Annotated in this window: 17 protein-coding genes and 1 pseudogene; 13 read left to right on the top strand and 5 right to left on the bottom strand. The window is 49.0% G+C overall.

From position 1 onward, the window contains the following. Positions 1–5: 5 nt before the first annotated feature. On the bottom strand, positions 6–821 hold the full coding sequence (locus QZT18_RS04395; RefSeq protein WP_294144977.1) for a MerR family transcriptional regulator: 816 nt from the start codon (positions 819–821) through the stop codon (positions 6–8). A 99-nt stretch (positions 822–920) separates the two neighbouring features. On the opposite strand from QZT18_RS04395, the gene QZT18_RS04390 reads away from it, so the two are divergent. Further along, positions 921–2300 carry a prolyl oligopeptidase family serine peptidase gene (locus tag QZT18_RS04390; protein ID WP_294144976.1) on the top strand — a complete coding sequence of 460 codons (1380 nt, stop codon included), beginning with the start codon at positions 921–923 and terminating at the stop codon, positions 2298–2300. 120 nt (positions 2301–2420) lie between these two features. Here QZT18_RS04390 and QZT18_RS04385 read toward each other — a convergent pair whose 3' ends face one another. The 3 genes from QZT18_RS04385 to QZT18_RS04375 form a co-directional block, all read right to left on the bottom strand. Continuing rightward, on the bottom strand, positions 2421–3170 hold the full coding sequence (locus tag QZT18_RS04385) for a DUF6232 family protein (protein WP_294144973.1): 750 nt from the start codon (positions 3168–3170) through the stop codon (positions 2421–2423). A gap of 24 nt (positions 3171–3194) precedes the next feature. Continuing rightward, entirely contained in the window at positions 3195–3638 is a 444-nt protein-coding gene (locus tag QZT18_RS04380; protein ID WP_294144971.1) for a DUF4489 domain-containing protein, read from the bottom strand. A gap of 170 nt (positions 3639–3808) precedes the next feature. Further along, entirely contained in the window at positions 3809–4345 is a 537-nt protein-coding gene (locus tag QZT18_RS04375; protein ID WP_294144969.1) for a DUF4489 domain-containing protein, read from the bottom strand. 592 nt (positions 4346–4937) lie between these two features. Between QZT18_RS04375 and QZT18_RS04370 the strand changes: the two genes are divergently transcribed. The 12 genes from QZT18_RS04370 (at position 4938) to QZT18_RS04315 (ending at position 18708) form a co-directional block, all read left to right on the top strand. Next, positions 4938–5882 carry a hypothetical protein gene (locus QZT18_RS04370; protein WP_294144967.1) on the top strand — a complete coding sequence of 315 codons (945 nt, stop codon included), beginning with the start codon at positions 4938–4940 and terminating at the stop codon, positions 5880–5882. Between the two features lie 539 nt (positions 5883–6421). Next, complete coding sequence (locus QZT18_RS04365; RefSeq protein ID WP_294144965.1) at positions 6422–7495, top strand: RNA ligase RtcB family protein; 1074 nt, start codon at positions 6422–6424, stop codon at positions 7493–7495. 9 nt (positions 7496–7504) lie between these two features. Further along, a complete protein-coding gene (gene prfH / locus QZT18_RS04360) occupies positions 7505–8098 on the top strand; it encodes a peptide chain release factor H (RefSeq protein WP_294144963.1) in 594 nt (197 codons plus the stop codon). A gap of 322 nt (positions 8099–8420) precedes the next feature. Then, positions 8421–10328, top strand: coding sequence for a sigma 54-interacting transcriptional regulator (locus QZT18_RS04355; protein ID WP_294144961.1), 1908 nt, complete (start codon positions 8421–8423; stop codon positions 10326–10328). A 329-nt stretch (positions 10329–10657) separates the two neighbouring features. Then, positions 10658–11743 carry a TRAP transporter substrate-binding protein gene (locus QZT18_RS04350; RefSeq protein ID WP_294144959.1) on the top strand — a complete coding sequence of 362 codons (1086 nt, stop codon included), beginning with the start codon at positions 10658–10660 and terminating at the stop codon, positions 11741–11743. Between the two features lie 47 nt (positions 11744–11790). After that, positions 11791–12327, top strand: coding sequence for a TRAP transporter small permease (locus tag QZT18_RS04345; RefSeq protein WP_294144957.1), 537 nt, complete (start codon positions 11791–11793; stop codon positions 12325–12327). Continuing rightward, positions 12321–13607, top strand: coding sequence for a TRAP transporter large permease (locus QZT18_RS04340; RefSeq protein ID WP_294144955.1), 1287 nt, complete (start codon positions 12321–12323; stop codon positions 13605–13607). The genes QZT18_RS04345 and QZT18_RS04340 overlap by 7 nt, the downstream gene beginning before the upstream one ends. A 35-nt stretch (positions 13608–13642) precedes the next feature. Continuing rightward, the gene (leuC, locus tag QZT18_RS04335; RefSeq protein WP_366925788.1) at positions 13643–14911 is read left to right on the top strand and encodes a 3-isopropylmalate dehydratase large subunit; all 1269 of its coding nucleotides are present in this window, start codon (positions 13643–13645) and stop codon (positions 14909–14911) included. Between the two features lie 14 nt (positions 14912–14925). Further along, a complete protein-coding gene (gene leuD, locus QZT18_RS04330; protein WP_294144951.1) occupies positions 14926–15480 on the top strand; it encodes a 3-isopropylmalate dehydratase small subunit in 555 nt (184 codons plus the stop codon). Between the two features lie 2 nt (positions 15481–15482). Continuing rightward, the gene (locus QZT18_RS04325; RefSeq protein ID WP_294144949.1) at positions 15483–16370 is read left to right on the top strand and encodes an oxaloacetate decarboxylase; all 888 of its coding nucleotides are present in this window, start codon (positions 15483–15485) and stop codon (positions 16368–16370) included. A gap of 185 nt (positions 16371–16555) precedes the next feature. Continuing rightward, on the top strand, positions 16556–17512 hold the full coding sequence (locus tag QZT18_RS04320) for a D-2-hydroxyacid dehydrogenase (RefSeq protein WP_294144947.1): 957 nt from the start codon (positions 16556–16558) through the stop codon (positions 17510–17512). A 50-nt stretch (positions 17513–17562) separates the two neighbouring features. Beyond that, on the top strand, positions 17563–18708 hold the full coding sequence (locus QZT18_RS04315; protein WP_294144945.1) for a glycerate kinase: 1146 nt from the start codon (positions 17563–17565) through the stop codon (positions 18706–18708). Positions 18709–18845: 137 nt separating this feature from the next. Here QZT18_RS04315 and QZT18_RS04310 read toward each other — a convergent pair. Continuing rightward, a pseudogene (locus QZT18_RS04310) lies at positions 18846–19043 on the bottom strand (hypothetical protein); the annotation flags it as partial.

Raw genomic sequence — 19043 nt, 5'->3', positions numbered from 1 at the left:
ATATTCTAAAGTCCGGGCTGCGGAGGGAGCTCGTCACCCAGAAACAGCTTTACCTCGTATTCCCACTGGATCAGTCCGGTGAAAATGATATCCAGAACCACCGGACGGTTCTCCGGCTGCCCTGGGTCCGCCGCCAGCCTGCGCAGTTCCTCCACGGTCTTCCTGTAATCCCGTGTGGAGCAGGATGCACAAAGGTATTGTCCTGCGGGCAGCGTAGTCACACAAGAATGCCGTTCCGCCCGGATGCACTGGGCGAACAGGGTGCAGGATTCTCCCAGAAGCAGGGCGCCTGCGGCATTTTCAAAGCGGAACTGTCCCCTGACTTCAGGGGCGATCAGCCCCTCCACAGTGTCGTGCAGCAGCATCAGGTTGTCCAACGTGGGGGCATGGAGTCCCCGGGCCAGAAAAACGGTACGGGCTGGCAGGTTTTGCACCGACGGTGTGAGGGACGGCCTGACAAAGTCCCGTGTGTTCCGCTTGGTACTGTAATTGTTGAGGGTATCCTTCAGATGGCCCCTGACAAAGAGCAGGTGTTCTATCTCCTCGTCCACCTTTTTCTGAGCCAGTCGGAGCGTGTACGTCAGGGCGGGGATGTCGTCTTCTGAGAACAGCTTTTTGATGGCGGGCAGAGAGAAATTGACGGAGCGCAGATAATGTACAATCTGTACCTTTGCGATCTCCGTGTCGGAGTAATAGCGGTAGCCGGTCTGCGGGTCCACCTTGAACGGGACGATCAGCCCAATCCGATCATAGTGCCGGAGTGTCTCTACGGTTACTCCGGCCCGGCGTGCCGTTTCCCCAATTGGATAACAGGCATCCATAAGAATCCCTCCTTTCGATGTAAATTAATTCTATTTTATCACATCCAACATTCCACATCCAAGGAGAAAAGATAATTACCTGTATAAAGGAGCATTAACATGAACAAACAAATTTTACGTATCCGGCCGGTGATTTTACTGCTGATTTTTTCCCTTTCGGCCTGCGCGCCCGCCGTACCGGAAGACTCAGGCACCGCGGCCCTCTGGACCCGCCGTTTTGATGAGCAGGCATTAGTTAAACGGGCGGAGGACTATGTCACAGAATTCCAAAACGGTAAATTCGGGTTATTTCTCATCGATGCTGCCGATGAACTGGCGCACCGTTACCCGGAGGAGACGCTTGGCGGACTCTGGACGTCTTATTTAAACAGTGCCAGAGCATTCCGAAGGCAGGAGACGCCGGAAGTTTCGTATGATACGGACCGCTGCCGGGTAGATGTGTATTCCGTGCATGCGAGGTACCAGATTCACTCTACCTTTATTTTTGATGAGGAGGAGACAATCTCGGATGCTTCGTTTTCTCTGGAACCGTTGACGGTCAAACCGGAATCGGGTGATACGTGGCATGAGACTGCAATTTCTTTAGGTTATGATAAAGAGAAGCCGCTGAATGGAATGCTTACCCTGCCGGACGATGTGGAGAAGCCGCCGGTTCTGATTCTTTTACAGGGATCCGGAAAAAATAATATGGATTCCCTGATTGGCGCTTCCGACAACCGGTTTTTCGCCGATTTGGCCCATGGTTTAGCCGGGCTGGGGGTTGCTTCCATCCGCTATGATAAGAGATCCTACGCATATCCGGAGGATGTGACTGATATCGGGACGGAATATCTTTACGACGTCAAGGATGCGGTGCGTTTTGCAAGGGAGGATGAACGTGTGGACGGGAACCGGCTCTATTTGGCCGGCCATAGCCAGGGCGGAATGCTATCCCCAAAGATAGTGTCCGATAATCCGGAGTTTAAAGGTTTTATCTCGATGGGAGGCACACTGCGCCGGATGGAAGAGTTGATTTTGGAGCAAAACAAGGTGATGAATTCCGGAAATGAAGAGTTGAGTTCGGATGAGAAGGAAGAGGCAGACGCTGAGATAGCGGATTTGGTGGCAAAGATTAAAGGGCTGGATGCAGAAGCGGATGCTTCTACCGGGGTTCTGCTCTATGGATACCCGGAAACGTATTGGAAGAGCCTGAATGAGATCGACAGCCTGGGACTTGCGGAGAAACTGGCATCGGAAGAATTTCCCATGCTGATTCTGCAGGGGATCAATGATTTTCAGGTGACGTATGATACCGACTATGCGCTGTGGCAGGAGACGGCGGCCGAAAATCCCAATGCGGTCTGCATTGCTTACGAGGGCTTGAGCCATGTTTTCATGCCGGGCAGTATGGAGTTTGAACGGACCGTATATGATCCGCCGGCGCATGTGGATGCCGCTGTCATTCGTGATATGGCGGACTGGGTTAACCGGCAGAATTAAAAGTTTCCTGTACCTTCACCGGCGCGTTTACCTGCAAAAAGCAGCTTTTAGTAAAAATAGCTGCTTTTTCGCGTGTATTTAGGACACTGCGGGTGAGTTTCGAATGTTTTAAAATTGAACTTAATAAACGGAACTCCTGATTTCGGTTATAAGTGAATCGAGGCCTAAATCGTTGCAGTCATTAATTAGGCCTGCCAGGACAAATTTTTTAAAGGATGCCTTAAGTCCATCCTGATCATTTGCTTCAATCAGCCGGGCCGCATCGTTGATGAGGTTTAAAATTTCACTGTTTGTGTCCGTTTTTTTAATATAGCTCTGATACAGTTTCTGAAGTTCGGAAACCAACTGGCTGTTTTTTGTACCCTGGCCGCTGATTCCCATGATGCCGGGGGTTTCTTTCACCGGTTCCTCTTTTACCGGTTCCTTCACTGCGCTTACTATTTTGCCGTCCGTATTAAAATTTATTTCATGGCCGGGAGGATTGATTCCCCAAAAGCTCTCTTTTAAAGCATCGTAAAACTGGTCAATAAAGTCATCGCTGCCGGTAGACAGGGAATAAATTTCCCCGGAGTAAAGTTCCAGATGGATCCATCTTTCCGTATTGCCGGACCTGTAGTGAAGCAGCCAGGCAGCCGCTCCAACAGCCAGAATTGACAGCATAACCAGCGTATTTATCATTCCGGGACCTGATAAGGCGATGAAAAGCAGAATCAGGGCCAAGCCGGATGGAAACGGCATTTGTGGAAGTCCGCCGGTCCATATCCGGGAAATTCCGGACAGGGGCAGAGCATTGTTTTCCCAGGTTATGAGGTTGTTTTTTATATCGATTTGTGTAACTTTGTATTTGTAAAATTTATTTTGAACTGCCATAGGGTAAAACCTCCATATTCGGCATTAATTTCTGTCTATTATGGTTGCAATTAAAACAGGGCTTGCAATGATGCCTGTTCCAACCGTTTCAGCGCCTTCGTTTTCGACGTAAACGCTGTACGTACAGCCTTTGCCGGCCATTAAATCACAATCGCAGACCGACAGTGTAAATGTATTAGCTTCCATTTCCGTTATATCACGGCAGTATAATACTCCGGTGCTGAGCGGTATGGAAAATGGCTGGCATTTTTCCTGCTTCACTATCTGGAAGCGAAGGCAGATCTTCGATTTGCTGGCAATAATATTGCAGGAAAAGCTGAGCTGCACCAGAAGTTCTTTATAACTGGAAGCATTCAGAGTAAGAGAAGCCACATGGAATGTGGCTCTCTTTTCTGTGCCTTCCGGTATAATAAGCCCGCCGAAAACAGCGCTTTTAATCTTTATATTGTTTCCACCCTGTAGTTTCATGCCGGAACTGAGGCAATGATTTGTATTAGGTAAAGCGGGTGGTCGAATCATTGCCCCCTGTTGGCTGGATGGCCGGGGAGAGCAGTTACATGTTTTTGAACGCGGATAACAGCCGCGTCCGAATAAACCGTAATACATAGCCTCTCCTTCCTGCCATTTAAATCATTTTATTAGTTGCAGCCGTTGTCGACAACGATTGCGGACAGTGTTGCGTTATTAATAGAAGTAACGCCGAGTGTAGCAACACCGGCAACCGTAGCAACTACACTGTAAGTGCAGCATTCCTGGTCACAGATATCGCAGTCACATACAAAGAACGAGAAAGCATCGCTGGATGTGATGGCAACAAGTCTGGAGAATGTCCAGACGGGACCTACTGGAATAGGAACCAGCTGGTTTTTGCACTGTTTGAATATCTGCAGGTTAAGAGTTAAAACGGCAGCTGTTGTAACAATGTTGCTGGCAAATTCAAACTTGATACATGGTTTGCGGAATCCTTTGGTATCTACGGTTACGGTAGAAACAGTAAAATTTGTTCCTGCAATCGTAGCTAAAGGCAGCGTAACGGCGCCTGGGCATCCGCATTTTAAAGTCGTTCTGTTCGGGGCAAGCGGTCTGGTTTTTTCACACTCGCAGTAGCATTTGCAGTCACAATCACAACACTCTCTATTATCATACTCGCAATTATTGCAGTTTGTATCGCTCATAATGGAACCTCCATAAAAATCTCTATTTTTTTACCTCTCTGGTATAATATAGTATATTGCCAAACTCTAAGGATGTTACATTTTTTGGTCATGCATGAAGATTGCCTTGTTCAGGTACCCGAAAAATTGCCGGAGCAGTTGCCGGAACAGGAGGAACCGGGAAGGAAAATAATGACTTTGAAACTGACTTTGTTCCTGTTCAGCATAATAAAATCAGGGACGGAGGGAATCTTACGGATTTTTTAAGGAAGAAAATGACGCTGTTATTTTTTCCGGCAATGTGTTATGATTAGCCGGAACTGAAGACACAGGCTACGAAAGGGATGATACGATGATTTGTCCAGAATGCGGACACGAGACATCAGGGAATTTCTGCAGCAATTGCGGAGCCCTGCTGAAAACAGGAAAGTCTCCGGACACTCATGAAAATACATATAGACGAAGAGCCAGGACTCAAAACTTTGAAGAGCCCAAAACTGCGGCCGGCAGAGATGAAACTGCGGCGGCAGCAGACCGAAGCACGGCGTATGGCAGGTATTCGGATGACGGGGCTGGTGTGAATGACAGAGCCGGTGTGAATGACAGGTCTGGTGTGAATGACAGGACTGTACCGATTGACAGGTCTGCTATAAATGACAGATCTGCTCTGTACGACAGTTCTGAAGACAGCGGATACAGGAGCCGGGTTTATGATCCATCTTCCAGGCAGCCCGGGGAACCGGGGACGGCCAGGCGGAATGCGGAGCGGCAGGAACGCGATAATGCGGAGAGCCGTGCAGAGAGGCGGGCAAATTCCAGAAAGAAGGACAGGCCTAAGAAAACATCTTCCTCAAAGGATTCGGGAAAAAGCGGTCCGGGTAAAAAGGAGGTGCGCCTTGAGCAAAAGGAGAAAAAACTCAGGGAAAACAGAATCAGCAGCCTGGAAAGTGAAGTGGAGCGGCTGACGGTACAGGAACGCCTCAGGGACAGACGCAGATGGGAACAGGATGACGACAGAGACGGTGATTCCGGTCCCGACCTGGGTGAGATGGCGGCTAAAGGAGCAGCGGGCGTTGTCATCATTGCCGCCCGTGTGATGCAGCTTGCATCATTCTTCATGATGGGAATCATGGTACTTATTATGGCGCGCTCTTTTCTGAAATACAGTGAGGGGCTTGGAGAGATTAACGTCATAGCGGCCGAGCATAATTATGGACTGGCGCTTTATGTGGGGATTGCAGGTGTTTCCCTGTTTATGGGAGTTATATGGTGCCTGTGGATTCTTTCCAGAAAAGGCGCAGGCGGAGGTTTCAGGCTGAAAAAATATGATACCGGAAGAGGATTAATTCCATTTATTATCTGCGGCGCCGCCGTATTCGCGGCGGGACCGGCGCTGACGCTGCTTCCTCCTGTGGAGGGTGTTGTGGGTCAATGGCAGGGGATTGTCACGGGGGCAAAAGCCGTCCTGACGGCAGTCAACGTACACCGCGGCACACTCTTATTCTGCAGCGGGGCGGGAGCCGTGATGTCGCTCATAAGGAGAATTCTGCTGGTTTAATGATGAGAATGAAATGCCGAAAACAGCGGCAGAGAATTTCCGGGTCCGGAGTGCAGCGCCATAAAGAGGGCGGAGCGCCCCGGACCTTTTAGGAGAGACAGCTGTAAAACGGCTGTGGACGGTAACCACAGAATACGGCCCGCGGACATGAACTGAGTCAGTGCCGATTCTGCCATAGATTCTGCCATAGATGCTGCCATAGGAAAAAATATACTTGACGCATCCCATGTATCTGAGTTATAGTGATTAACAGAATACGATGAAAGCTCGTTTTGCGGATCGTTCATTGTTATCAATAAGGGGACGGAAAGTCCTTCATAAGTAAAGGAGTGGTTGTTATGTTGGCAAATTTTAGTTTTGAGGTGAAGACAAGATAATAATTTTTTTATTGGCAGGGACTGGCGTACAGGGTATTTTTTGACGCACGGCTTGTTGTCGTGTTTTTTTTGTACCTTTTTTCAGGGTGATTCCGCAAAAATGGCCCGAAAACGCCCTGAAGGCGCCGGAGAACCTGTCGGCTTATGAAGGAGAATTGAAATTTGAAAAGTGAAAATTGCATATTAATCAGCAGCGGCAACAATTGGATTGAACAGGCGGCAAAGGACCAGTTGGAGGGAGTATCGCGTCTTCCGGGAGTAGTAAGGACTGTGGGGCTGCCGGATCTGCATCCGGGAAAATCACCGGTGGGAATCGCGGTTCTAAGCTGCGGCAGGTTTTACCCCCACCTGATTGGAAATGATATCGGCTGCGGGATGAGTCTTTTTGACACGGGCGTAAAGCTTAAGAAATTCCGTCAGGATAAATGGGTATCCAGACTCAGCTACATCAGGGAACTGAGGGATATACCCGCCGAAAATCCATATGAAGAGGAGTGCCCTATCCTGGATTTGGGAACGATTGGTTCAGGTAATCATTTTGCTGAATTCCAGTGCGTGGATGAGGTGTTTGAGAAAGAAACGGCGGAACGGCTGGGTCTGCAGAGGGACCGGGTGCTCCTTTTGATTCACAGTGGTTCCAGAGGTTACGGGCAGGAGATTTTAAAGCGTTATTTCCGGCCGGAGGGCCTGGAGGAAGGAAGTGCGGAGGCTTATGCCTATCTGGCGGAGCATGAACGGGCTCTTTTGTGGGCGGCCAGAAACAGAGAGGTTACGGCGTCAAAACTTCTGGACTGCGTGGGAGTGAATGCCCGGCCCACAAAACTTCTGGAGTGCTGCCATAACTATCTGGAACGGACGGAGGAGGGCTGGCTGCACCGGAAGGGAAGTGTTTCGGCAAAACAGGGGGCCGTTGTGATACCGGGTTCAAGGGGGAGCAGAACTTATCTCTGTCTGCCGTCGGAGAATACGGAAATTTCTCTTGGTTCCCTGTCACACGGGGCCGGGCGCAAATGGGCCAGAAGCATCTGCAAAAGCCGGATTGATAAAAAGTACGACCGGGACTCCATCCGAACGACGGAGTGGAAAAGCCGCGTGGTATGCCACGACACAAACCTGCTGTTTCAGGAGGCGCCGGAGGCGTACAAGAATGTGGAACAGGTGATTCAGTCATTAAAGGACTGGGGACTCATCGAGGTGGCGGCCGCTTTCCGTCCCCTGATTACGTATAAAGGGTAGGTGGCGGATATGAGAATTCAGTTAAGTTCCGGGCAGGGCCCGGCAGAATGTGAACTGGCGGTTGGACTTCTCTACGAAGCGCTGAAACGGGAATATCCCGACATAAAGCTGATTGACTTTGTGCAGGGAAAGAGAAAGGGCGGATTTACATCCATCCGTTTTGACACCAGCCGGGAGCTGCGCGGGTTGGAGGGCAGTGTGCTGTGGATCTGTAAAAGTCCGTACCGGCCGGATCATAAAAGAAAAAACTGGTATGTGGATATCAGTGTCATAGAGGAAGAGAAGAGAATTACAGAGGAAAAACTGGTGCGTTATGAGACATTCCGAAGCGGTGGAAAGGGAGGACAGCACGTAAATAAGGTGGAGACGGGGGTCAGGGTGATCCATATCCCCACCGGAACCGCCGTGGTGTCCACACAGGCCAGGAGCCAGCATATGAATAAACAGCTTGCCATGAACCGGCTTTGTGAGATCCTGGCCGAACGGAATCTGGACTGCGACAGGAAGGAAAAGAACCTGGCCTGGATGGAGCACAACCGGCTGGAACGGGGGAACCCGGTCAGGACGTATGAAGGGATGGAGTTTCGGAGGAGGAAGCAGTAAAAGGCCCAAAATTATAAAATAAATGAAAAAATTAATGGTAATTATTGGTAGAAGTTGACGGCCGGGAATGTAAAAATTATCTCGGCATGTCCGCCTTTCTTTAGTTATCAGGAGTTCTTATGATAATTCGATGAAATATCACACGATAGTTGACTTCTCGTTTTATTTTTAAAAGAATTCTCAATCATATGAAAGTAGTGTATAATATATTGGAAAATACATTCGGTTGAGAAAAATTTGCAGAGATAAGATGTCCCTGTGTATAAACATTGTGGGATACTGATTATACCGGCTGCGATGAAAGAGAAGGGCGGGGGAACGAATGATAAGGATATGCTGCATTACCTATAAAGAAGTAGATCGGATGGTGAGGGAGGTTCTGGAATCCTATCAGGATGATGAAGTTGAATTCACCGTTGTGGAAGGGCTGAGAACAGAGATTCTTGAAGAGGAGAAGAGAAAAACGATTGAGTGTTCGGACGTTGCGATTGCGACGGGGGCGAATGCCCAGATCGCCGCAGCCGCGTTTCATGTTCCGATCGTGCAGTATCATATCACGGAATTCGATTATCTAATGGCTGTTGAAAAGGGATTTAAAATAGGTAAATCACCGGCGGTTGTCACCTATAAGCAGCCATTGTCGAAAAATATGCAGGAGTACTTAATGATGGCCGGCCGAAAGGTCGAGAACATCGTCTACGAAGACACGGAGGAACTGCGGGAAGCGTTGGCGTGCAGTGATTCGGATGTCATTGTCGGAGCAACACATGCGGTCGAGGTGGGAAAACAGTTGGAGAAGGAAACAGTGCCGATTTATCCCAGTTTCAACTGTATCCTGGACGCAATAGCGGAAGCGAAAAAACTGGCCAGAGAATTGGAAAAAGAGAGAAAAAAGAATCAGTATATCAATGCTCTTCTTCAGTGCAGCGTCAACGGGATTTTTCTCGTTGACAGCCTTTGCCGGGTCATTGACTTTAATCATAAAGCAACGGAGCTGGCTGGAGTAGAACGCGAAAAGCTTAAATATTCCTATCTGGATCAAATTCTGCCCAGGCTAAAAATGAATGAATTCGTCTGGGGCAGCCAGCAGGAGTCTATAAAAATCGTAAAGCTGGGGGATCAAGAAGTATTCTGCAATATTGTACGCCTGGAAAACAGGCATTCTCAGTTTGACGGTGCAGTCATTATCATGTATTACCTGGAGGAGTTAAAACGTCAGATCGGACAGCGTGAGAAGGAGGAGAAGCAGAGAAAGGAAAAAGGATTCCATGCTAAAAGGAGTTTTCCGGATATCATAGGTTCCTCACCGGCCATTCGGATTTGTATTGAAGATGCCAGGGTTTATGCAGGCAGTGAGTCAAATCTGATGGTTTACGGGGAAACGGGAACCGGAAAGGAGATTTTTGCCCAGAGCGTCCATAACCAGAGCAGAAGGAAAAACGAGGCTTTTATCGCCGTGAACTGCGCGGCTTTACCGGAGAACCTTCTGGAAACAGAATTATTTGGGTATGATGAGGGAGCGTTTACCGGAGGCAGAAAGGGCGGGAAGAAGGGATTGTTTGAACTGGCAAATCACGGGACGTTGTTTCTGGATGAAATAGGAGAGCTTTCCCCGGCGCTTCAGTCGCGGCTGCTCCGCGTACTTCAGGAAAAGGAAATTATGCATGTCGGAGGAGAACGTATTATCCCGGTGGATGTGCGTATTATCGCGGCGACTAATAAACGTCTGGAGGAAATGGATGAGGCGGCGTTCAGAAGGGATTTACTATACCGCTTGAATGTTCTGATGCTGGTCATACCGCCGTTACGGGAACGTGAGACGGATGTAATAGAGCTTTTCAACTTCTTTTATAAAAAGAAAAGTGATGTTAGTATCGGCCAGATTGAGCTTACCGATGAGGTGAGGGAAATTCTTATGCTGTACCATTGGCCGGGAAATATACGGGAACTTCAGAATGTATGCGAGAGGTTCTGTCTCTACCTGAAACAGTCGGCAAGGTATAACGATGCTCTTTTGAAAAAGTGTATGATCCGCGCGGTAGGTGAGGAGAATCTGAAGAAAAATATTTTGGATTTGTACGATTATGAAGAAAAGGGGGTCAGTGCAGAGGTGGTCGGGGCATTCAAAAGGATATTTTCATACAATCGGGAACAGATTGCAAAGCTATTGGGGGTCAGCAGAACCACCATTTGGAGGCTGACGAAAGAGGAAGGAAAAGAAACCACATAATTGTGATCTTAAAAGGTCGGGTATGGCTGTTGGAGTATTTTACTCCACGGGCGTATCTGGCCTTTTGACGTTTTCGCAAGGAGGGAAAATGTTTCAAAAATCAGTGGAAAATAGAAGTTGAAACATTTTTGATAATCGTCATGAAAAGAGGAGCCATAGAAATGAGGACAGGGCGGGAAAAAAGCCTGATTTTACAAGGAAAAATCATCGGAAAATATTTTGTCCGCTGTGCTTGATTTGGCACGGAAGTTGCTAACTATATAAGTGGGAATCGAAATTCGGTGAACATGCAACTGTAAATGGGGACAATAAAAAATGGAGGGATTACAATGAAAAAAAGTACGAAGCGTTTTTGTGCAATGATTATGGCGGCGGCAACAATGATGGCCTGCGTATTGTCAGGCTGTTCAAAAACACCGGTTTCATCTGCTGAGACGGGCAATCCGCCTGCAGAAACAGAAAAAACAGAAAATCTTGATAACAGTGCAGAGAGTTCGGCTAAAGCTTATCCTTCAATGCAGATTGATATGGCTTGTAATAATACGAATTCTCCCGATGAGAGCCTGCTTTTGAAATTTGGGGAGCTTGTTGAGGAACGCAGCGGAGGACAGATAAAAGCAGTTGTTTTTTCCGGGACATTAGGTTCGGAGCTGGAAATCGTAGAACAGATACGTTCCGGGACAGTTCATATGTATGTTTCCGCAACTCCGACGATCTCAACGTATGCTGCGGAATACAATACTTTTTCGGTGCCATATGTTTATTCCGATGAAGAGCAGGTTATGAAGTCCTGGAAGGGTTCTATAGGAGAAGGACTGCGGGCCAATTATGAAGCCGCGGATCTTTATACTTCGGCCGACACTCTGTTTATCCGCGGAATGAGGGAACTGACTTCAAATAAAATAGTGAAAACCGTGGAGGATGTCAGAGGATTAAAACTCAGACTGCCCAGCACGGCGGAGTGGGTTACCGTATGGTCAAAGATGGGGGCGAATGTTGCAACGATTTCTTCTTCAGAGGTATTCAGTGCGCTTCAGACGGGAGTTGTGGATGCACAGGAGAATCCGATTATTTCCAATTATAACAAAGGACTTCAGGAAGTGCAGAAATATACAATCATGACGGATCATATCGTGGATCTGCTTCCTGTTGTGTACAGCAAAAAGTGGTTTGACGGACTGGATGCAGATACGCAGGAACTGATCCGGGAATGCCTCGACGAGGCAACGGTGTGGGCAAATGGATATTCTATCGACTTAACGGAGTCCAACCAGAAGGAAATGGAAGCCGCCGGAATGGAATTTATCGAGGTAGATACCTCCAGCTTTAAAGAAGTGGCCTTATCCTGTCTGGAGGAGCTTTCCAAAAACTGGGCGGATGGAATATACGACCAGTTGATGGAGGATATTAAATAAATCAAACAGGGCATATGGAATTTAACGGGGAGGCAGGAGGAGTTATATTGAAAAAATGGATACATATTTTTAATCGTTTCTATGATTTACTGGGCCTTGCTTTTCTTTCGGGACTGATTATCTGCTGCTGGCTTCAGGTAATTGCACGTTTTATGAACAATGTAACAATTGTCTGGACGGACGAGCTGGCAGGATATATGATGGTTGGCTGCTGTTTCTTTGGTGCGGGAACGGCAATGAGGACGGGAGGCCATCTGGGCGCATATTTTCTTCGGGATCGCCTGAAGGGGAGAACCTGCGGCGTAATGCTTTTATTTAATGCGGTGATTGTTATGGCAGTGCTGCTGATATTTATTTTCGGCGGTAGAGAGGAAATTGCACTGGTTGGAAATAATGTGGCAACGTCCATGCCGTGGCTGGGACAGAAGTGGCTGTATATTCCTTTGATATTTGGAAGTATCTATATGTTTGCCTATTCTTTGCGGGATGCGGTAATTGCAGTAAGAATCATCAGGACAGGTGACATCACAGGATTTCAGGCGGGATGCAGCAGTCCATTCCCATCGGAGGTGAGTAAATGCTGATTGTACTATTTGTCGGAGTATTAGTTGTACTTATGTTGTGCGGGGTTCCGGTAGCATTTTCAATGGCCGCCACGGCATTTGTATCGGCCGCGTATTTGTGGGGATTTGAGGGAGTTCCGCTGCATATTTTGATTCAGCAGACAGTGTCGGGAGTGAACAGCTTTACATCACTGGCGATCCCGCTGTTCCTGCTTGCCGGGCAGCTTATGAATGGCAGCGACATTACAAACAGAATCTTTGATTTTTGCCAGAGCTGTGTAGGCAGTCTGCGCGGAGGTCTGGGACATGTGAATATACTGTGCAGCGTGATTTTTGCCGGTATGTCAGGAACCGCCGCAGCAGATGCGGCCGGTCTCGGCACTATGGAAATTAAGGCAATGACGGACGCAGGGTTTGACAAGGAATTTTCGGTTGCCGTCACCGGCGCATCGTCACTGATCGGCCCGATCATTCCGCCGAGTGTGCCGATGGTAATGTATGGCGTAATAGCCGGAGTTTCCGTATCCAGCCTGTTTATCGGAGGGATTCTGCCGGGAATTCTGATGGCGCTTGGAATGATGGTTATGGTTTATATTTATTCGGTAAAACGGAATTATCCCCGCGGTGAACCATTCAGCATCAAACGGTTAGGGAGGTCATTCAGGCATTCTATTTTATCACTGATGACCCCAGTAATTATAATTGGAGGAATCTGGTCGGGAATTTTCACGGCTACGGAGGCTTCGGCGGTCGCCGTACTTTATGCATCTGTGCTGGCGCTGTTTGTATACCGTGATATGAAGCTGTCACAGTGGATTGGTTTACTCAGGAAGAGTGTTTTGGATTGTGCCTCAATTATGCTGGTTCTGGGCTGCGTTTCTCTTTACGGATACGTTCTGACCCGTACGAGAATACCGGTCCTGCTGGCTCAGAGTGTCATAAGCATGACGACGGACAAAGTTCTTGTTACGGTGATACTGCTTGTGTTTTTGCTCTTTATAGGCTGTTTCATGTCCACAACCGAGTGTGTGCTGTTATTTACGCCCATATTCCTGCCCTTGATGCAGCAGGTAGGGATTAACATTACCGTATTTGGAATTGTTATGTGTCTGGTTCTGATGATAGGGCAGATTACGCCGCCTTTTGGGACGTGCCTTTTCATCCTTTGTAAGAATGCGGGCCTGGGCATGGATGTTGTGGTGCGGCATACGCTTCCGCTGACAATTCCAGTACTTATTACTGCAATTCTGTGCCTGATTTTCCCGGGACTGGTTACATTTCTGCCGGGAGTATTTTCTTGACAAAACTTTAAAGCATTATCTTGGAGGAAATGCAAATGACGGGAATGACAATGACCCAGAAAATCCTGGCAGCCCACGCCGGTCTCAGCGAAGTAACGGCAGGCCAGTTGATTGAGGCAAATCTGGATTTACTGCTTGGCAATGACGTTACGACGCCGATTGCAATTGCGGAGATGGAGAAGATAGGCAGTCCATCGGTATTTCATAAAGAGAAAATCGCGCTGGTCATGGACCATTTTGTCCCCAATAAGGATATCAAGTCGGCCCAGAATTGCAGGTACTGCCGCGAGTTTGCCGGAAGGAATGAAATAACAAATTATTTTGATGTGGGTGAGATGGGAATCGAGCATGCGCTGCTGCCGGAAAAAGGGCTGGTAAAGGCCGGAGATGTTGTGATAGGAGCCGACTCCCACACCTGCACCTATGGAGCGCTGGGGGCATTCTCCACGGGCGTCGGAAGCACCGATCTGGCAGTCGGCATGGTGACGGGAAAAGCATGGTTTAAGGTGCCTTCGGCAATAAAGATTGTCCTGACGGGGAAACCGTCCAAATGGATCAGCGGGAAGGATATAATTTTACATATTATCGGTATGCTCGGCGTGGACGGAGCCCTTTACCAGTCCATGGAATACACGGGGGACGGTGTCGGATATCTCTCAATGGACGACCGTTTTACCATCTGCAATATGGCGATTGAAGCGGGAGCGAAAAACGGGATTTTTCCGGTGGACGGTGCAGCCGTGGAGTATATGAGAGAGCATTCGGCAGGGGATTTCAAAAAATACCGGGCGGACGAAGACGCCGTATATGAGGCGGTTTATACAATCGACCTTTCGGAGCTGAAACCTACGGTTGCCTTCCCATTTTTGCCGGAGAATACAAAGACGATTGATGAGGCAGGAGATATTCCGATTGATCAGGTGGTAATTGGATCCTGTACCAATGGAAGAATGGAAGATATGAGGGCAGCCGCAAAAGTGCTTAAGAACAGGAAAGTGGCCAGGGGGGTCCGCTGCATCGTAATTCCGGCCACACAGGCCGTCTATCTGCAGGCAATGAAAGAGGGGCTTCTGGAGATTTTCATCGGGGCGGGAGCCGTTGTCAGCACGCCGACCTGCGGACCGTGTACCGGCGGCTATATGGGAATTCTGGCAGAGGGAGAACGGTGTGTTTCGAGCACAAACCGGAATTTTGTAGGCCGTATGGGGCATGTAAGTTCAGAAATTTATCTGGCAAGCCCGGCTGTGGCGGCGGCCAGTGCGGTTACCGGCAGAATCAGCGGACCCGGCGACCTGGGATTATAATGCGGGAGGATGCGATGAAAGTAGATGGACACGTATTTAAATATGGAGACAATGTGGACACGGATGTAATTATACCGGCCAGATATTTAAATGCAACGGACGGAATGGAACTGGCCCGGCACTGTATGGAGGATATCGACAGGGAATTTGTGAACCGGGTAAAAGAAGGAGATCTTATCGTGGCAAATAAAAATTTTGGCTGCGGTTCCTCCCGCGAACATGCGCCGCTGGCTATCAAATGTGCAGGGGTGAGCTGTGTTATCGCGGAGACCTTTGCCCGCATTTTCTACCGTAATTCGATTAATATAGGTTTGCCGATTATAGAGTGCCCGGAAGCGGCAAAAGAGATTGAGGCCGGGGACGAGGTGACGGTAGACTTTGACAGCGGAGTGATAACGGATAAGACAAAGGGGACGGTTTATCAGGGCCAGGCATTTCCGGAATTTATGCGGAAGATTATGATGGCAGGCGGGCTGATAGGCTATACCAATCTTCAGATAAACGGGCATGGAACAATGCCGGAGAACGGTAAAACTGCCGGGAATATTAAAATACAGGAGGATAAATAGATATGTATGCAAACAGTAAAAACAGCGGCGCCCGCGTTTTGAGGGAGCGTTTAAAAGATCCGAAAATTATCGTTGCCCCGGGAGCTTATGACTGCCTTTCGGCCAGGCTGATTGAGCAGTGCGGGTTCGAGGCCGCATTTATGACGGGATACGGGGCGGCCGCATCCATACTGGGAGAGCCGGACTACGGCCTTATGACGATGAATGAGATGGCAAATGTATGCGCAAACATGAACGCATTCCTGAATATTCCATTAATCGGCGACATTGACACGGGATACGGCAATCCCCTGAATGTTTACCGTACGGTGAAAGAGTTTGAGAGAGCGGGAATGGCGGCGGTTCATCTGGAGGATCAGGTTTTTCCGAAGCGCTGCGGCCACATGGAAAATAAAGCGGTCATCTCCATGGAAGAGCATGTGGAGAAAATCAGGGCGGCCGTGGAGGCGAGAGACGAAATGATGATTATCGCCAGAACGGATGCCAGGGCGACCCATGGAATTGACGAAGCAATCCGCCGTCTTACCGCGTACCGCGATGCAGGCGCTGATATTGTCTACGCCGATGCGCTGCGCAGTGACGACGAACTGAGGGCGGTCGGTTCGATTCCCAACGTCTATAAATTTACTAACCAGACGGAAAATGGAAAGACGCCGCCACGGACTGCAAAACAGTTGGAGGAGATGGGATTTAATATTGTAATCTTCCCGGTCGGAACGGCTTTTGTCGCAGCCAAGGCCATGAAGCGGATGCTGGAGCAGCTTAAACAGGAAGGAACATCCGCGGGCTGCGTGGAGCAGATGACAACGTTTAATGAGTTTACCGGTATCGTAGGCCTGCCGGAACTCCAGAAGAGGGAAGCAAATTTTAAAACATATGAATTCCGATGACAGGGAATACAGGGGACGAAAGAAGACAGGATACCGATGAATATAAGAAACTGAAGAATATAAGAAACTGAAGAATATAAGAAACTGATGAATATGAGAAACTGAAGAATATAAGAAACTGATAAACATAATAAACTGATAAATGATACAAAAGAATATTTTACGGAAAGGAGAGATCCGTTTATATGAAAATCGTGGTATTGGACGGATATACGGAAAATCCCGGAGATTTGAGCTGGTCCGGTTTTGAAGAGCTCGGTGAAGTTACCGTATATGACCGCACTCCGGCGGAACTGACGGCGGAACGGATTGGGAATGCGGATGTAATCCTCACCAACAAAGCGGCCGTTACGGAAGAAATTATGGATGCCTGTCCGGGAATCCGGTACATTGGCGTCCTGGCAACAGGATACAACGTGGTGGATACGGAGGCTGCGAAGAAAAGGGGAATCATTGTCACGAATATTCCAACTTACGGTACGGATACGGTAGGGCAGTTTGCCATCGCCATGCTTTTGGAAATCTGCCACCATATCGGTTATCATGACAGATCGGTCCACAAGGGAAAGTGGGAGAACTGCAGAGACTGGTGTTATTGGGATTATCCGCTGATCGAACTGGCGGGAAAGACCATTGGAATCGTCGGCTTCGGCCGTATCGGGCAGGCCACGGGCCGCATTGCCGCGGCGCTTCATATGCGTGTGACGGCTTATGATGCATATCCGAATGAAAGCGGAAAGCGGCTGGCGGAGTATGTGGATTTAGACAAGCTGTATGCGGAATCGGATGTCATCGCCCTCCATTGTCCTCTTTTTCCTTCCACAAAAGAAATGATTAACCGTGAGACAATCGGAAAAATGAAAGACGGAGTGATTATCATCAACAACTCCAGGGGAGGACTGATAGCCGAACAGGATCTGGCCGATGCGCTGAACAGCGGTAAGGTATATGCGGCCGGGCTGGATGTGGTTTCCACGGAGCCGATCAGAAAGGACAATCCCCTTTTAGGGGCGAAAAACTGCCTCATTACGCCGCATATGAGCTGGGGAACGAAGGAAAGCCGGAAAAGGCTGATGGATATTGCAGTCGAGAATCTGAAGCAGTTTATAGAAGGCGCACCCGTCAATGTGGTTAATGGCTGAGGAGAAACGCTTCAGAGATACGATGACTGATCGGGAAGGAGAATGCCATAGTGAAATTTCTGTTTGCGTCGGACTCCTTTAAGGGTTCGTTATCTTCGTCACAGTCGGCAGCCATTCTGGAACGGGAGGCCAGGCTCTGTTTCCCGGACTGTGAATGCATCAGCCTTCCGGCAGCGGATGGAGGAGAGGGGACACTGGAGGCCGTACTTCAGGCGGCGGGAGGAATTCTTGTACGGAAGGAAGTGCGGGATCCGCTTGGCAGAAATGTCTCGGCATCCTATGCCGTGCTTGACGGTGGGCGTGCGTTTATCGAGATGGCGGAGGCGTCCGGCCTGCCTCTCCTGAAGCCGGAGGAGAGAAATCCACTGCTGACCGGCACGTATGGGACGGGACAACTGATACTCGATACGCTGGAACGGGGATGCAGACAGATTACGGTGGCAATCGGCGGCAGCGCCACGAATGATGGAGGCATGGGAGCCCTGCGTGCGCTGGGAGTCCGGTTTCTGGATGAGGAAGGAAACGAGCTGGAAGGAACGGGCCGGGATTTGAGCCGGGTGAAACGCATTGATCGCGAGAATATCTGTCCCCTCATCCGTGGGGCGAGGTTTACCGTGATGTGCGACGTGAAAAATCCCCTGACCGGAAAAGACGGCGCGGCCCGCACGTTTGGACGTCAAAAGGGCGGAAACGAAGAGGATATTGAATTCCTTGAGACCGGTATGGAGCGGTATGGAGAAATTCTGACGGAACTGTGCGGCTATAACATTGCCGCTGCAGAGGGGGCCGGTGCGGCCGGAGGCCTTGGAGCGGCCCTGGCCGTATTCCTGGATGCGGAAATGAAACCGGGAATCGAGGCGGTGCTGGATCTGATTGATTTTGACCGGAAACTGAAAGGAGTGGATCTCGTAATAACGGGCGAGGGGAGGATGGACTGGCAGTCATCATTCGGAAAAGTCCCAAGCGGAGTTGGCGAACACTGCAAACGGCTGGGGATTCCGGCGGTTGCGGTTGTCGGAGGTATGGGGGAGGGGGCGGAAAATATTTATGAACATGGAATTTTGAGCATAATTCCGACCGTCAACGGAGCAATGGATGTGGATGAGGCTATGAAACGGGCGGAGGAGCTTTATGCCGATGCTGCAAAGAGAATGTTCCGGCTTTTGAAAGTTGGGATTTCTTTAAAAGATAAATAACAACGAAAAGCACGCTTCGCGAACTTTACATTGCCACTCAATAAAAATTCAGGACACCGGATAACTTTTGATATCTGGTGTCCTGATAACGTCTTTTTAAACGGAATGCCCAATCCGTTCAATTACGGTTAATCTTTTTATCGCCCAAAACTAAAATGACGCCTCATAAGTTGGCGTAACTTCTCAAAGCGTGGCCCTGAAAACCGCATGAAATGAGGATTTAATTGAGGAATGAGAACACCGCCGGGACGGTTGGGGTTCGGGATGGTGAGAGGGAGGGATGAGTCTTCAGTCCCGGTTTGCAGGTTGTCGCGGGTGGGGAATCCGGGCAGAAA

The sequence above is a fragment of the uncultured Clostridium sp. genome (genome assembly GCF_900547735.1).
In the GTDB taxonomy this organism is placed as follows: domain Bacteria; phylum Bacillota; class Clostridia; order Lachnospirales; family Lachnospiraceae; genus Otoolea.
The sequence above is the reverse complement of the archived record's forward strand: the minus strand, read 5'-3'. Positions and strand labels throughout refer to the sequence as shown.

Excerpts from the sequence above, each read along its gene's own strand:
- QZT18_RS04395 (WP_294144977.1), bottom strand. The coding sequence starts at position 821 with ATGGATGCCTGTTATCCAATTGGGGAAACGGCACGCCGGGCCGGAGTA.
- QZT18_RS04390 (WP_294144976.1), top strand. The coding sequence starts at position 921 with ATGAACAAACAAATTTTACGTATCCGGCCGGTGATTTTACTGCTGATT.
- QZT18_RS04385 (WP_294144973.1), bottom strand. The coding sequence starts at position 3,170 with ATGGCAGTTCAAAATAAATTTTACAAATACAAAGTTACACAAATCGAT.
- QZT18_RS04380 (WP_294144971.1), bottom strand. The coding sequence starts at position 3,638 with ATGAAACTACAGGGTGGAAACAATATAAAGATTAAAAGCGCTGTTTTC.
- QZT18_RS04375 (WP_294144969.1), bottom strand. The coding sequence starts at position 4,345 with ATGAGCGATACAAACTGCAATAATTGCGAGTATGATAATAGAGAGTGT.
- prfH (WP_294144963.1), top strand. The coding sequence starts at position 7,505 with ATGAGAATTCAGTTAAGTTCCGGGCAGGGCCCGGCAGAATGTGAACTG.
- QZT18_RS04355 (WP_294144961.1), top strand. The coding sequence starts at position 8,421 with ATGATAAGGATATGCTGCATTACCTATAAAGAAGTAGATCGGATGGTG.
- QZT18_RS04350 (WP_294144959.1), top strand. The coding sequence starts at position 10,658 with ATGAAAAAAAGTACGAAGCGTTTTTGTGCAATGATTATGGCGGCGGCA.
- QZT18_RS04340 (WP_294144955.1), top strand. The coding sequence starts at position 12,321 with ATGCTGATTGTACTATTTGTCGGAGTATTAGTTGTACTTATGTTGTGC.
- leuC (WP_366925788.1), top strand. The coding sequence starts at position 13,643 with ATGACGGGAATGACAATGACCCAGAAAATCCTGGCAGCCCACGCCGGT.
- leuD (WP_294144951.1), top strand. The coding sequence starts at position 14,926 with ATGAAAGTAGATGGACACGTATTTAAATATGGAGACAATGTGGACACG.
- QZT18_RS04325 (WP_294144949.1), top strand. The coding sequence starts at position 15,483 with ATGTATGCAAACAGTAAAAACAGCGGCGCCCGCGTTTTGAGGGAGCGT.
- QZT18_RS04320 (WP_294144947.1), top strand. The coding sequence starts at position 16,556 with ATGAAAATCGTGGTATTGGACGGATATACGGAAAATCCCGGAGATTTG.